The sequence below is a fragment of the Dankookia sp. GCM10030260 genome (assembly GCF_042666655.1).
Lineage (GTDB): Bacteria > Pseudomonadota > Alphaproteobacteria > Acetobacterales > Acetobacteraceae > Paracraurococcus.
This window is the reverse complement of the sequence record NZ_JBHTDE010000002.1, coordinates 888,480-902,876: the sequence shown is the minus strand read 5'-3', so window position 1 is coordinate 902,876 and position 14,397 is coordinate 888,480. Positions and strand designations below refer to the sequence as shown.

Here is a 14,397-nt window from a genome sequence, read left to right as displayed (position 1 = left end):
GCGGCGCCGGCCGCCCGGTGCCACCCCCCTCACCGCCCCGCTTCGGCGGCGTCTCCGCCCCCTTCATCGCCCGGCCCATCGCCACCACGCTGCTGGCGATCGCGGTGCTGCTGAGCGGGCTGTTCGGCTATCTGCGCCTGCCGGTCTCCGCCCTGCCGGAAGTGGACTTCCCCACCATCGAGGTGACGACCACCCTGCCCGGCGCCTCGCCCGAGACGGTGGCGCTGCTGGTCACCGCCTCGCTCGAACGGCAATTGGCGCAGATCGCCGGGCTGACCGACATCGTCTCGACCAGCGGTCCGGGCACGTCCCGCATCACCCTGCAATTCAACCTCGGCCGCAGCATCGACGACGCGGCGCAGGACGTGCAGGCGGCGATCAACGCGGCCCGGGGCACGCTGCCGGCCAACCTGCCCTATCCGCCGACCTATGCGAAGGTGAACCCGGCCGACCCGCCGATCATCACCTTCGCCCTGACCAGCGACACCCTGCCGATCTTCCGCCTGTCGGATGCCGCCGACACGCTGCTGGCGCAGCGGCTGAGCCAGGTCACCGGCGTCGGCCGCGTGCTGGTGCAGGGCACGATGCGTCCCGCGGTGCGGGTGCAGGCCGACCCGGTGCGGCTGGCGGCCTACGGCCTCTCGCTGGAGGATGTCCGCACCGCCATCGCCGCCGCCAACGTCAACACGCCGAAGGGCAGCGTCGACGGGCCGCGCCAGGCCTCCTCCGTCATGGCGAACGACCAGCTGAAGGAACCGGCCGACTTCGCCCGGCTGATCGTCGCCTGGCGCAATGGCGGGCCGGTGCGGCTGGCCGACATCGGCGGCGTGGTGCAGGACCTGGAGAACACGCTGAACGGCGCCTGGTACAATGGCGGGCCGGCGGTGCTGATCGACGTCCAGCGCCAGCCGGGCGCCAATATCGTGGCGACCGTCGAGGAGGTGCAGGCCCAGCTGCCGCTGCTGCAGCGGGCGCTGCCGCAGGGAGCGACGCTGTCGATCGTCTCCGACCGCACGGCGACCATCCGCGCCTCGGTGCACGACGTGCAGTTCACCCTGGTGCTGGCGGTGGCGCTGGTCGTGGCGGTGATCTTCGTGTTCCTGCGCAGTGGCCGCGCCACGCTGATCCCCGGCATCGCCCTGCCGCTGTCGATCATCGGCACCTTCGGCGTGATGGCGCTGTGCGGCTTCTCGCTCGACAACCTCTCGCTCATGGCGCTGACCATCGCCACCGGCTTCATCGTCGACGACGCCATCGTCATGATCGAGAACATCGTCCGGCTGATCGAGGAAGGGAAGCGCCCGCTCGAGGCCGCCTACGAAGGGGCGGCGCAGATCGGCTTCACCGTGGTGTCGCTGACCGTCTCGCTCGTCGCGGTCTTCATCCCGCTGCTCTTCATGCCGGGGGTGGTCGGGCGGCTGTTCCAGGAATTCGCGCTGGTGCTCACCATCAGCGTCGTCGTCTCCATGGTCGTCTCGCTGACCCTGACGCCGATGATGTGCGCCACCATGCTGAAGCCGGCGGCGACGCAGCGGCCCGGGCGGCTGTCCCGCATGACCGAAGGCGCGCTGGACGGCCTGCGCGACGCCTATGGCCGCAGCCTGCGCTGGGCGCTGCGGCACGAGACGCTGATGCTGCTGCTGGCGACGCTGACGGTCGCCGGGACGGTGGCCATGTACGTGGTGATGCCGAAGGGCTTCCTGCCGTCGCAGGATACCGGCCTGATCGTCGCCACGATGGAGGGGCCCGAGGATGCCTCCTTCACCCGCATGGCCGCGCTCCAGCGCGGCGTGGCGGAGGCGATGCGGGCCGACCCGGACGTGGTTTCCGTCACGTCGGTGATCGGCGCCGGCATCGTCAACCCGGCGCAGAACACCGGCCGGCTGACCGCGGTGCTGCGGCCGCGCGACGACCGCGCGCTGGATGCCGCCGGCATCATCGCCCGGATGCAGCCGGCGCTCGACGCCCTGCCCGGCGTCACCGTCCACCTCTCACCGGTGCAGGACATCCAGATCGGCGCCCGGCCGGGGAGCACCGCCTTCCAGTACACGCTGATGGACCCCGACCCGGTCGAGCTCGGCCACTGGGCGCCGATCCTGGAACGCCGGCTGATGGCGCTGCCGATCCTGCGCGACGTGTCGTCGGACCGGCGCGACGGCGGGCTGCGGGTGACGGTCGAGGTGGACCGCGACAAGGCCGGGCGGCTCGGCATCACCATGCAGGCGATCGACGATATCCTTTACGACGCCTTCGGCCAGCGGCAGATCAGCACGATCTATACCCAGAACAACCAGTACCGCGTGGTGCTGGAAGCCTCGCCCGAGCTGCGCGACGACCCGTCGATGATCGGGCTGCTGCGGGTGCCGGCCACCGCCGGCCAGGCGGCGACGGCACAGGGCACGCCGGTGCAGTCGCCGGCCGGCACGCCGCAGGTGCCGCTTTCGGAATTTGCCACCATCGGCCGCGGCGCCGGCCCGCTGACGGTCACCAAGCAGAGCCAGTTCCCCGCGGTGACGCTGGGCTTCGACCTCGCCCCCGGTGCCTCGCTCGGCGAGGCCATCGCGGCGATCCGCGCGGCCGAGGCCGAGGTCGGCATGCCCGACACCGTCGCCGGCAGCTTCGCCGGCGACGCCGCCGAATTCCAGCGCTCGCTCGAGGGCGAGCCCTGGCTGATCCTCGCCGCCATCATCGTCATCTACATCGTGCTGGGTGTCCTGTACGAGAGCGTGATCCACCCGATCACCATCCTCTCGACCCTGCCCTCGGCCGGCATCGGCGCGCTGCTGGCGCTCAGGGTCTTCGGTCTCGACCTCTCGGTGGTCGGGCTCATCGGCATCGTGCTGCTGATGGGCATCGTGAAGAAGAACGCGATCATGATGATCGACTTCGCGCTGGAGGCGCAGCGTGACCATGGCCGCACCCCGCGCGAGGCGATCGAGGAAGCCTGCCTGCTGCGCTTCCGCCCGATCATGATGACGACGCTCGCCGCGTTGCTGGGTGCCCTGCCGCTGGTGCTGGAAAGCGGCACGGGGTCGGAGCTGCGCCTGCCGCTCGGCGTCTCGGTCGTCGGCGGGCTGCTGCTGAGCCAGGTGATCACGCTCTACACCACGCCGGTCATCTATCTGGCGATGGAGCGGCTGCGCGACCGCGCCCAGCGCCTGGTCCGCCGCCGCGTGCCGGTGCCGGCCGAGTAGCATGTCGATCAGTGCGCCCTTCATCCTGCGGCCGGTCGGCACCGGGCTGCTGGCGATCGGGCTCGCGCTGGCCGGATTGCTGGCCTATGCCTGGCTGCCGGTGGCGCCGCTGCCGCGGGCGGAGATGCCGACCATCGCGGTCGGCGGCGCGCTGCCCGGCGCCGACCCGGAGACCATCGCCGCCTCGGTCGTCGCACCCTTGGAACGCCGTCTCGGCGCCATCGCCGGCCTGGCCGAGATGACGTCCTATTCCGCGCTCGGCGCCTTCTACATCGTGCTGCAATTCGACCTGTCGCGCGCCATCGCCGGCGCGGCGCGCGACGTGCAGGCAGCGCTGAACGCTGCCGGCAGCGACCTGCCGCCGCTGCCCAATCCACCCTATGTCAACAGGTTCAACCCGGGCGGCGCGCCGGTGATGGTCCTGGCGATGAGCGCCGAAACGCTGACCGCAGGCGCCGTCTACGATGCGGCCGACAGCATCGTCGCGCCGCACATCGCTCGCATTCCCGGTGTCGCCAGGGTGCAGATCCAAGGCGCGGAGCAGCCCGCCATCCGTGTCACCATCGACCCCGCGGCGGCGCGCGCCGCCGGCGTCGGGATGGAGGCGATACGCCAGGCGATCGCCGAGAACAACGTGACCCAGGCGACGGGACTGGCGGACGGCACGCTGCAATTCGCCCCCGTCACGATCAACGACAGGCTCGCCACGCCCGAGGACTACGGCCGGGTCGTGGTCCGGCGCCAGGGGGCCGCCGTTGTCCGCGTCGCCTCGATCGGCCGGGTCGACGTGGATGCCAGGGACCGCCGCCAGGGTGGCACGGTGGATGGCCGCCAGGCGGTGACGCTCACCGTCTTCAAGCAGGCCGATGCCAACGTCATCGAGGTCGCCGACGGCATCCGCGAGGTGCTGCCGCAGCTCGCGCGCTGGCTGCCGGGCGGCGTGGTGGTGACCACCATCCGCGACCGGTCGGAGACCATCCGCGCCAGCGTGCACGACGTGCAGATGACGCTGATGGTCTCGATCGCGCTGGTCATCCTGGTGGTCGCCATCTTCGTGCGCCGGCTCTCGTCGGTGGTGGCGACCGGCGGGGCGGTGCCGCTCTCGCTGCTCGGCACGCTGGCGGTGATGTGGCTGGCCGGCTTCTCGCTGAACAACCTGACCCTGATGGCGCTGACCATCTCGGTCGGCTTCGTGGTCGACGACGCCATCGTCATGATCGAGGCCATCGCCGTGCTGCGCGACCGCGGGATGCGGCCGCTGCAGGCGGCGCTGGCGGGGGCGCGGCAGATCGGCTTCACCGTGGTCTCGATCACCGTCTCGCTCATCGCCGTTTTCATCCCGCTGGTCTTCATGGATGGCGTGCTGGGCCGCATGTTCCGCGAATTCTCGGTGACGCTGGCGATCGCGGTAGCATTGTCCGGCCTCGTCTCGCTCACCGTCACGCCGATGCTGGCGGCGCATATGGCGCGCCACGCGCCGCCGCCGCCGGGCCGGCTGGGCCTGGCGATCGACCGGGCCATGGCGGGGCTGACGGGCGCCTATGTCCGCAGCCTGCGGCGCGTGCTGCGCTGGCGGCGGTCGATGCTGCTGGGCACGCTCGGGCTGATCGGCGTCACCGTCTGGCTCTATGTCATCGCGCCGAAGGGCTTCTTCCCGGACCAGGATACCGGGCTGATCATGGGCAACACCAAGGCGCCGCCCGACATCTCCTTCCGCGCCATGCTGCTGCGGCAGGAAAGCGTCGCCGAGGTGCTGCGCGCGGACCCCGCGGTGGCGCATGTCGTCTCCGCCATCGGGGTCGGCAACGGCAATGGCCTGGTCAGCTCGGGCCGGCTGACGGTCAGCCTGAAGCCCCGCGCCGAACGCCGCGGCACCTCGGCCGCCGAGGTGGTGCGGCGGCTGCGTGCGCCGCTCGGCGCGCTCCCCGGCATCGAGGCCTCGCTCTGGGCGGTGCCGGAGATCTGGGTCGGCGGCCGGCCGGATGCCTCCTCCTTCCAATTCGTCCTGCTGTCCACCGACGTGCCGGCGCTGCAGGCCTGGGCGGAGCGGCTGGTGCGGACGCTGCGCGGCGTGCCGGGTATCGAGGACGTCTCCTCGGACCAGCAGAATCCCGGCCTGGTCACGCGCCTCGGCATCGACCGGGAGGCGGCGTCGCGGCTTGGCGTCTCGATGCAGGCGATCGCCCAGGCGTTGAACAGCGGCTTCTCCCAGCGCCAAATCTCGGTGATCTACCGCGACCGCAACCAGTACCGCGTGGTGCTGGAGATCGAGCCCGCGCTGCAGCAATTCCCCGACCAGGTGGACGACATCTGGCTGCCCGGCGCCGGCGGCGTGCAGGTGCCGCTCTCCTCCCTGGTCACCACCACGCCGGAGACGACGCAGATCTTCATCACCCATCGCGGCCAGATGCCGGCGGCGACCATCGGCTTCACCCTCGGCCCGGGGATGTCGATCGGCGCGGCGACCGCGGCGGTGGAGCGCGCCGCGGCCGAGATCGGCCTGCCCGACAGCATGCGGACGGAGTTCGCCGGCAGCGCCCGCGCCTTCCAGTCCTTCACCCGCAGCCAGCCGCTGCTGATCCTGGCGGCGCTGCTGACCATCTACCTGGTGCTCGGCGTGCTGTACGAGCACCTGCTGCACCCGATCACCATCCTGTCCACGCTGCCCACCGCCGGGATCGGCGCGCTGCTGGCGCTGCGGCTCTTCGACCTCGACTTCTCGGTCATCGCCCTGGTCGGCGTGATCCTGCTGATGGGCATCGTCAAGAAGAACGGCATCATGATGGTGGACTTCGCGCTGGAGCACGAGCGCCGCGAGCGGCTCGGCAGCGAGGCCGCCATCCTCGAGGCCTGCCGCGAGCGCTTCCGGCCGATCCTGATGACCACGCTGGCCGCGGTCTTCGGTGCCGTGCCCCTGGTGCTGGAAAGCGGCGCGGGGTCGGAGCTGCGGCATCCGCTCGGCGTCGCGGTGATCGGCGGGCTGCTGCTGAGCCAGGTGATCACGCTCTACACCACCCCGGTCATCTATTTGGCGATGGATGGGCTGCAGCGGCGGGCGCGGCAGGCCTTCGGCCGCCGGCCGGTCGCGGCCGAATAGCATGTCGATCAGCGAACCCTTCATCCGCCGCCCCATCGGCACCGCCCTGCTGGCGATCGGCATCGCGCTGGCCGGTATCGTCGCCTATCTCGCCCTGCCGGTGGCGCCGCTGCCGAGCGTCGACCTGCCGACCATCGTCGTCGGCGCCAGCCAGCCGGGCGCCGATCCGGCGACGATGGCGTCTTCCGTCGCGGCGCCGTTGGAGCGCCGGCTCGGCGCCATCGCCGGCGTGTCGGAGATGACCTCGACCTCCTCGCTCGGCACCACCTCGATCGTCGTCCAGTTCGACCTGTCGCGCAGCGTCGCCGGCGCGGCGCGCGACGTGCAGGCGGCGATCAACGCGGCCGGGTCGGACCTGCCGGCCGGGCTGCCCAATCCACCGTTCTTCCGCAAGGCCAATCCCGGCGACGCGCCGGTGCTGATCATGTCGATGGCCTCCGGCACCGCGACGCCGGGCGCGGTCTACGATGCCGCCGACAGCGTCGTCTCGCCGCGCATCGCCCAGGTTCCGGGCGTTTCCCAGGTGATCATCGCCGGGGCCGAGCAGCCGGCGATCCGCGTCACCATCGACCCCGCCGCGGCCAAGGCGGCCGGCGTCGGGCTGGAGGCGATCCGCCAGGCGATCGCCCAGAACAACGTCACCCAGGCGACCGGGCTGATCGACGGCCGAGAGCAGTCCTCGGCCATCACGGTGAACGACCGGCTGAGCACGCCGCTGGACTATGCCGGGATCATCGTCAAGCAGCAGAACGGCGCCATCGTCCGGCTGGCCTCGGTCGGCCGCGTCGCGCTCGACGTGCGGGACCGCCGGCAGGGTGGCACCGTGGACGGCAAGCCGGCCGTGGTGATGATCATCTTCAAGCAGTCGGACGCCAACGTCATCCAGGTGGTGGACGGGGTGCAGGCGCTGCTGCCGCAGCTGGAACGCTGGCTGCCCGGCGGCATCACCATCAGCACCATCCGCGACCGGTCGGAGACGATCCGCGCCAGCGTGCACGACGTGCAGCAGACCCTGCTGATCTCGATCGCCCTGGTGATCCTGGTGGTGGCCATGTTCCTGCGGCGGACCTCGGCGGTGGCCGCCGCCGGCGCCGCGGTGCCGCTCTCGCTGCTCGGCACGCTCGGGGTCATGTGGGTGCTGGGCTACTCGCTCGACAACCTCTCGCTCATGGCGCTGACCATCTCGGTCGGCTTCGTCGTCGACGACGCCATCGTCATGATCGAGAACATGGCGCGGCTGACCGAGCGCGGGATGAAGCCGCTGCAGGCGGCGCTGGTCGGGGCCCGGCAGATCGGCTTCACCGTGGTCTCCATCACCGTCTCGCTCATCGCGGTCTTCATCCCGCTGCTCTTCATGGGCGGCATCGTCGGCCGGCTGTTCCGCGAATTCTCGGTGGTGCTGGCGGTCGCCGTGGCGATCTCGGGCGTCGTGTCGCTCACCCTCACGCCGATGATGGCCGGGCACCTGGCCCGCAACGCGCCGCACCGGCCGGGGCGGTTCGGCCGGGCGATCGATGCCGGGATGGACGGGCTGACCCGCGGCTATCTCTGGACCCTGCGGCACGTGCTGCGCTGGCGGCGGCTCATGCTGGTCTTCACCCTCGGGCTGATCGGCGTGACGGTCTGGCTCTACATGATCGTGCCCAAGGGCTTCTTCCCGGACCAGGATACCGGGCTGGTCATCGGCACCACCCGGGCGCCGCCGGATACCTCCTACCAGGCCATGCTGCAGTTGCAGGACAAGGTCGTCGCGGTGCTGCAGCAGGACCCGGCGGTGGCCAGCATCGCCGCCTCGGTCGGCGGCGGCAACGGCAACGCCTCGGTCAGCCAGGGCCGGATCTTCCTGAGCCTGAAGCCGCTGTCGGAGCGGCCCGGCGTGACGGCCAACGATGTCATCAACCGGCTGCGCCGGCCGCTCGGCGCCATCCCCGGCATCCAGACCTTCTTCCGCGCGGTGCAGGACATCGGCATCGGCGGCCGCGCCGGCAATGCCGCGGTGCAGTTCGTGCTGCTCTCGCCGGACCTGGAGGGGCTGGAGGTCTGGTCGGAGAGGCTGGTCACCCGGCTGCGCACGGTGCCCGGGATCCAGGACGTCTCCTCCGACCAGCAGCGCGCCGGGCTGGTGGCGCGGCTGACCATCGACCGGGAGAAGGCGTCGCGGCTCGGCGTCAGCGTCCAGGCGGTGACCAGCGCGCTGAACAGCAGCTTCGCCCAGCGCCAGGTCTCGGTGATCTACCGCGCCCGCAACCAGTACCGGGTGATCCTCGAACTCGAGCCCGGTCTGCAGCAATACCCGGAGCAGGTGGACGAGATCTGGCTGCCGGGCAGCGGCGGGGTGCAGGTGCCGCTGGCCTCCCTGGTCACGCTGGAACGGACCACGGCGCCGCTCTCGGTCACCCACCAGGGCCAGTACCCGGCCGCCACCATCACCTTCAACCTGGCGCCGGGCGTGGCGCTCGGCAACGCCACGGCGCTGGTGCAGCAGGCCGCCGAGGAGATCGGCCTGCCCGACGGCATGCGGACCGAATTCGCCGGCAATGCCCGCGCCTTCCAGTCCTTCGCCCGCGACATGCCGCTGCTCATCCTGGCGGCGCTGCTGACCATCTACATCGTGCTGGGCGTGCTCTATGAGCACCTGCTGCACCCGATCACCATCCTCTCCACGCTGCCCACCGCCGGCATCGGCGCGCTGCTGGCGCTGCTGGTGACCGGCACGCCCTTCACCGTCATCGCGCTGATCGGCGTCATCCTGCTGATGGGCATCGTCAAGAAGAACGCCATCATGATGGTGGACTTCGCGTTGGAGCACGAGCGCGAGCAGGGCGTCGGCGGCGAGGTGGCGATCCTCGAAGCCTGCCGCGAGCGCTTCCGGCCGATCCTGATGACGACCCTGGCCGCGGTCTTCGGCGCCATCCCGCTGGCGCTGGCCAGCGGCGCGGGGTCGGAACTGCGCCAGCCGCTGGGTGTCGCCATCATCGGCGGGCTGCTGCTGTCGCAGCTGCTGACGCTCTACACCACGCCGGTGGTCTACCTGGCGCTGGACGGGTTCGGCCGGAAGCAGCGGGCACCGGTGCTGGCGGCGGCGGAGTAGGATCGGGGCGGGAAAGGTATCCCTCCCCAAGCCCCACCCTTCCTTTTCGTGGGCTTGACACTCGCCGCGCGGCAGATGCCGACACCCGAGAATAAAGGTGGGTCCAGGGAGGATACCGCCTCCCGGGCCTTGCTGCCTTACCCCGGCGTCATCGCCGCCAGCAGCGCCCGCACATCCGCCAGCGTCTCCAGCGCCTCGACCAGCCCGATCATCGTCTCCGCGCCGGCCGGGTCTAGCGCCTCGGCGGCATAGGCCCAGCAGCCGCGGAATTTCGCCAGATGCGCCTCACGCGACAGCGGCCGCGCCGGGCTGGCCAGCATCGCCTCCACCCGGTGCGCCAGCACCCGCCCGTCGCGCAGCCGCACTTCCACGTGCTGCGGCAGCAGGGCGTTGGGATTGGCGTCCTCCACCCGCGTCACCATCACCCGCCGTGCCAGCGCGTAGGTCGACGGGTCGGTCAGCGCCGCGCCGCGGAATTGCGACAGCTCGATCCGGCCGTGCTGCAGCAGCTTGGCCAGGACGAAGGGCAGGCAAAGGCGCGCATAGGCAGCGCTCGGCGCCGGCAGCGCCGGGCGGTTGACCAGCTGGTTGATCAGCGGCGGCGCGGCGATGCTGATGGCTTCGACATCGTCCGGCCCGAAGCCGTGCGCCGCGCGCAGCGCCATCACCGCGTCGACGCCGCCATGCGTGGCACGGCCGCTCGGGAAGGGCTTGTGGCTCAGCTCCGTCACGCGCCAGACCTGCCCGAGCTCGGCCAATACCTCTGCGCAATCCCAGGCGCCCTCGAACAGCGGCAGGTAGCCGAAGCGTCCCTCGAAGGGTGCATCGAGGCCGGGGAAGCCGGCCGCCGCCAGGTCGCAGCTCTGGATCGCGGCGCGGGCGTTGAAGCCGATCTGCAGCGGCAGCAGCGGGCTGCCTTCGGTATGTGCCTGCATCGTGCCGCTGGCCTGGCCGAGTTGCATCCCGAAGGCCGCCAGGGTCCGCGCCGCATCGAAGCCCCGCAGCCGTGCCAGCCCGGCCACCGCGCCGAAGCCGCCCGAGGTCGCCGGGCGGAAGAAGCGCCAGCCCTGCCGCGCCGCGAGGCCGAGGCTGCAGGCCACGTCGACGCCGGCGACCACGCCGGTGATCAGATCCCGGCCCGAGAGGCCGCCGCGGGTCTCGGCCTCCGCCAGCAGCACCGGCAGCAGGGTCGCCATGCTGTGCAGCACGGCGCCCTCATGCAGGTTGTCGTATTCCTGGCAATGGATCTGGAAGGCATTGACCAGCGCCGCCGCGCCCGGCGCCAGGCGTTCGCGCGTGCCCCAGACGGCAGCGCCGGTCCCCTGCCCCCAGCTGCGTGCGGTGGCCAGCAGCGGGGCCACCTCCGGCACGCTGCCGCCGGCGATGCCGACGCCCAGCGTGTCCAGGATGAAGGTCTTGGCCTTTGCCACCGCCTCCGGCGGGATGTCGGCGAAGCGCAGCCCGGCGGCATGGGCGGCAAGGCGGTGGGCGGCGTCGGGCTGGCTCATGCCGCGCATGATGCCGGGACGGCGCGGAAGCTGCTATCCCGGCCAGGATGGTATTGGGGGATACGGGATGGATCCGGCGGTGGTCGCGGTGGCGCGGAGCGCGGTGCATGGCTTCAGCAAGCCTGCCATGGCGGAGATCACCCTGCTGGCGGGGCTCGGCGTCGCCGGCGACACCCATGCTGGTGAGCGGGTGCAGCACCGTTCCCGCGTCGCCCGCGACCCGACTCAGCCCAACCTCCGGCAGGTCCACCTGCTGCATGCCGAGCTGCTGGAGGAACTCGCCGGCCGCGGCTTCGTGCTGCGGCCCGGCGACGTGGGGGAGAACCTGCTGACCCGCGGCCTCGATCTGCTCGGCCTGCCGACCGGCACGCGGCTGCGAATCGGGGGCGCGGCCGAGATCGAGGCGACCGGCCTGCGCAATCCCTGCGCGCAACTCGACCGCTTCCAGCCAGGCCTTACCGCGGCGATGCTGGGCCGGGCCCCGGATGGCGGACTGGTCCGCAAGGCCGGCATCATGGCGGTGGTGCTGGCCGGCGGCGTGGTGCGGCCGGGCGACCGCATCGCGGTGACCCTGCCGCCCGGCCCGCACCGGCCGCTCCTGCCGGTCTGAGCCCGACGCGGGTCAGCGGTGGCGGGGCGGCTCCGGCCCCTGGCCGAGCAGGCTGCCGATCAGCCCACCGAGACCGCCGCCGCCCAGATCCGCCTCCTGCTGCGGCACCCGTCCCTGCGGCGTCATGCGGTCCACCGCCTGCGGCAGCATCGCGCTGAGCTCCTGCAGCAGCGTGCCGCGATCGGTGCCGGCGCGCTGCGCCGCCTCGTCGAGCTCCTGCGGATCGAAGCCGCGTTCCAGCTCCTGCGGCGAGACCGGCTGGTTGGCGCCGGGCTGCACCCAGCTATCGACCTGCTGGCCGAGGCCGCTGCCGCGCAGCCCCGCCAGCAGCCCGCCGAGGCCGCCGAGGACGCTGCCGCTGAGCAGCCCGCCGAGCCCACCTTCCTGGCCCTGCGCCTGCCCGGCCTTCGGAGTGGCGGCCGGGGTGGATGGTCCGCCGCCGAACAACCCGCCCAGCAGCCCGCCCAGCCCGCCGCCACCCTCCGCCTGCGGCGCTGCATCGCCCTGCCGATGTTTCATCAACTGGTGAATCAACAGCGCCACGGCTGCCAGCTTGACGCCGTTCGGCAGGCTACCGCCAAGCCCGCCGCCCGATCGGCCGGAGAAAAGGTCGCTCATCCTGGGTCCTCCCCATACCTGGTTCGGGCCTTCAACGCGGCGCGGGGCGATTCAATTGGCACACGGGCGCGTGACTGATAAAAGGTATGCCATGTTCCGCACGCAGGTTCCGGATGGCCCGTCCACCGCCCCGCCCCGCGGCCAGCGCCGGCACGCGCCAGTGCAGGTTCTCCTGCTGTGCCTGTCCGTGCTGCTGCCCCTCGCGCTGTTTGCCTGGACCGCCTTCAGCGAGCATCGCCAGGCGCTGCAGGATGCCGAACAGACCGCCGACCGCACCATCGCCGCGCTGCACGAGCACGCCGCCCGAGTGCTGGAGACCAACGATCTCGTCCTGTCCGAGGTCATGCGGCAGACCGAGGGGCGCCCCTGGGAGGCGATCGCCGGCGATAGCCGGCTCTGGACCTATCTGCTGCGGGTCGCCGCCGATCTCGGCCAGCCGACCGACATTACCCTGGCGGATGCCAGCGGCCGGGTGCGGATGACCACCACCCGCTTCCCCGCCGCGCGGGACGACAGCCTGGCCGGGCAGGAGGATTTCGAGGCGCTCCGCGGCCGGCGGGGCTGGACCCATGTTGCCGTGCTGCCGGAGACCAGCCTGACGCCGCGGCAGATCACCCTCAGCCGCCGGCGGGTGGCCGCCGATGGCAGCTTCGACGGCATCCTTCGCATCGGCTTGCCGGTCAGCCAGTTCAGCGCCTTCTGGGGCCGCTATGCACCGAACACGCGCTACGTGGTGACCCTGGCCCGCAGCGACGGCCGGCTGGTCATCCGCTGGCCCGGGGCCACGCTGCCGGAATGGGTCTCCACCGAGGGGCTGTTCCTGCGCAACGCCCTGGCGGAGCGCACCGGGCATTTCGCCGGCGCCTCCGGCATCGACGGCGTCGAGCGGGTGAGCGCCTTCACCCAGGTGCGCGACTACCCGCTGCACCTGGTCTTCTCGGTCGAGAAAGCGGCGGTGCTGCACGAGTGGCAGGACCGGATGACGCTGCTTGGCCTTTACACGGTACTTGCCGCCGCCGCCTTGCTGGGCATGGCGCTGATGACCGTGCGGCAGTACCGCGAGCAGCGCCTGGATTCCGGCCGTTGGCGGGAGATGGCGGAGCGGCTGGCGGCCGAAAGCGCGCGCCGCGAGCTCGCGGAGGCGGCGCTGCGCCGGGCGCAGACCCTGGAGGCGGTGGGTCAGCTCACCGCCGGCGTTGCGCATGACTTCAACAACCTGCTGCAGGCGATCCGCAGCGGGCTGTTCCTGCTGGCACCGCGGGTTCCGGAGAGCTCCCGCAAGGTGCTGGATGCCAGCCTGCAGGCGGTCGAGCGCGGCGCCAAGCTGGTGCGGCAGTTGATGGTCTTCTCGCGGCGGGAGGCGCTGCAGCCGCGCCCGGTCGATCCGCGCGCCCTGGTCGCCGGGGTGGGGGAGCTGCTGCAGAAGGCGGTCGGCGCGCCGGTGGCGATCCAGACCGAGATCGCACCCGATGTCGGCGCCGCCATGATCGACCCGACCCAGGCCGAGCTGGCGATGCTGAACCTGACGATCAACGCGCGCGACGCCATGCCGCAGGGCGGCACGCTCACCATCGGCGCCCGCAACGCGCGGCTGGATGCGCCGCTCGGCGCCGCGGCGGCGGGCGAGTACGTGGTGCTGTCGGTCGGCGATACCGGCACCGGCATGCCGCCCGAGGTGCTCGACCGGGTGCTGGAGCCCTTCTTCACCACCAAGGCGGTCGGCAAGGGCACCGGGCTCGGCCTGTCCATGGTGCATGGCTTCGTCACCCAGTCGGGCGGCGAGATGCAAATCGAGAGCCGGCCGGGGGCCGGCACCACGGTGAGCCTCTGGCTGCCGCGGGCGACCCGGGCCGCGGAAGCCGAGGCGCCGCCGGTCGCATTGCCGCGTGCGATGGTCGCCGGGCCGGGCTGCAGCCTGCTGCTGGTCGACGACGATGCCCTCGCCCGGCTGGCGACCGCGGCGGCGCTGCGCGAGATGGGGCACGAGGTGGCCGAGGCGCGCGACGGCGAGGAGGCGTTGATCGTGCTCGGCCAGCGCCCGGATCTGCGGCTGATGGTGACCGACTACGCCATGCCGCAGATGAACGGCGCCGAGCTGACGCTGGCGGCGCGGCGGCGGCGGCCGGGCCTGCCGGTGATCATGATCACCGGCTATGCCGCGGGCCTGCCGGGCGGCAAGCCGCCGGGGGTGCGGATGCTGCTGCGCAAGCCCTTCCGTATGGAGGAGCTGGACGCGGCGGTGCGGGACGCGACGGGGCTGGAGGCGGTGGCCTGACCCG

The 14,397-nt window shown here is 71.9% G+C and carries 7 protein-coding genes; 5 read left to right on the top strand and 2 right to left on the bottom strand.

Features of this window, described 5'->3' with window-relative positions:
• Window positions 1-17: 17 nt before the first annotated feature.
• The 3 genes from ACFQS7_RS10695 to ACFQS7_RS10685 are packed head-to-tail and all read left to right on the top strand — an operon-like array spanning window position 18 to window position 9,382.
• Entirely contained in the window at window positions 18-3,194 is a 3,177-nt protein-coding gene (locus ACFQS7_RS10695; protein ID WP_380067244.1) for an efflux RND transporter permease subunit, read from the top strand.
• 1 nt (window position 3,195) lies between these two features.
• Window positions 3,196-6,291 carry an efflux RND transporter permease subunit gene (locus tag ACFQS7_RS10690; protein WP_380067030.1) on the top strand — a complete coding sequence of 1,032 codons (3,096 nt, stop codon included), beginning with the start codon at window positions 3,196-3,198 and terminating at the stop codon, window positions 6,289-6,291.
• A 1-nt stretch (window position 6,292) separates the two neighbouring features.
• A complete protein-coding gene (locus ACFQS7_RS10685) occupies window positions 6,293-9,382 on the top strand; it encodes an efflux RND transporter permease subunit (protein WP_380067029.1) in 3,090 nt (1,029 codons plus the stop codon).
• A gap of 137 nt (window positions 9,383-9,519) precedes the next feature.
• Here ACFQS7_RS10685 and ACFQS7_RS10680 read toward each other — a convergent pair whose 3' ends face one another.
• Window positions 9,520-10,890, bottom strand: a complete 1,371-nt coding sequence (locus ACFQS7_RS10680; protein ID WP_380067028.1) for an MmgE/PrpD family protein — start codon at window positions 10,888-10,890, stop codon at window positions 9,520-9,522.
• 67 nt (window positions 10,891-10,957) lie between these two features.
• On the opposite strand from ACFQS7_RS10680, the gene ACFQS7_RS10675 reads away from it, so the two are divergent.
• Entirely contained in the window at window positions 10,958-11,500 is a 543-nt protein-coding gene (locus tag ACFQS7_RS10675; protein ID WP_380067027.1) for an MOSC domain-containing protein, read from the top strand.
• Between the two features lie 12 nt (window positions 11,501-11,512).
• Here the strand turns inward: ACFQS7_RS10675 and ACFQS7_RS10670 are convergent, their stop codons facing one another.
• On the bottom strand, window positions 11,513-12,118 hold the full coding sequence (locus ACFQS7_RS10670; protein ID WP_380067026.1) for a YidB family protein: 606 nt from the start codon (window positions 12,116-12,118) through the stop codon (window positions 11,513-11,515).
• A 91-nt stretch (window positions 12,119-12,209) separates the two neighbouring features.
• Between ACFQS7_RS10670 and ACFQS7_RS10665 the strand changes: the two genes are divergently transcribed.
• Window positions 12,210-14,393: an ATP-binding protein gene (locus tag ACFQS7_RS10665; RefSeq protein WP_380067025.1), complete on the top strand. Its 2,184-nt coding sequence runs from the start codon at window positions 12,210-12,212 to the stop codon at window positions 14,391-14,393.
• Window positions 14,394-14,397: the final 4 nt, after the last annotated feature.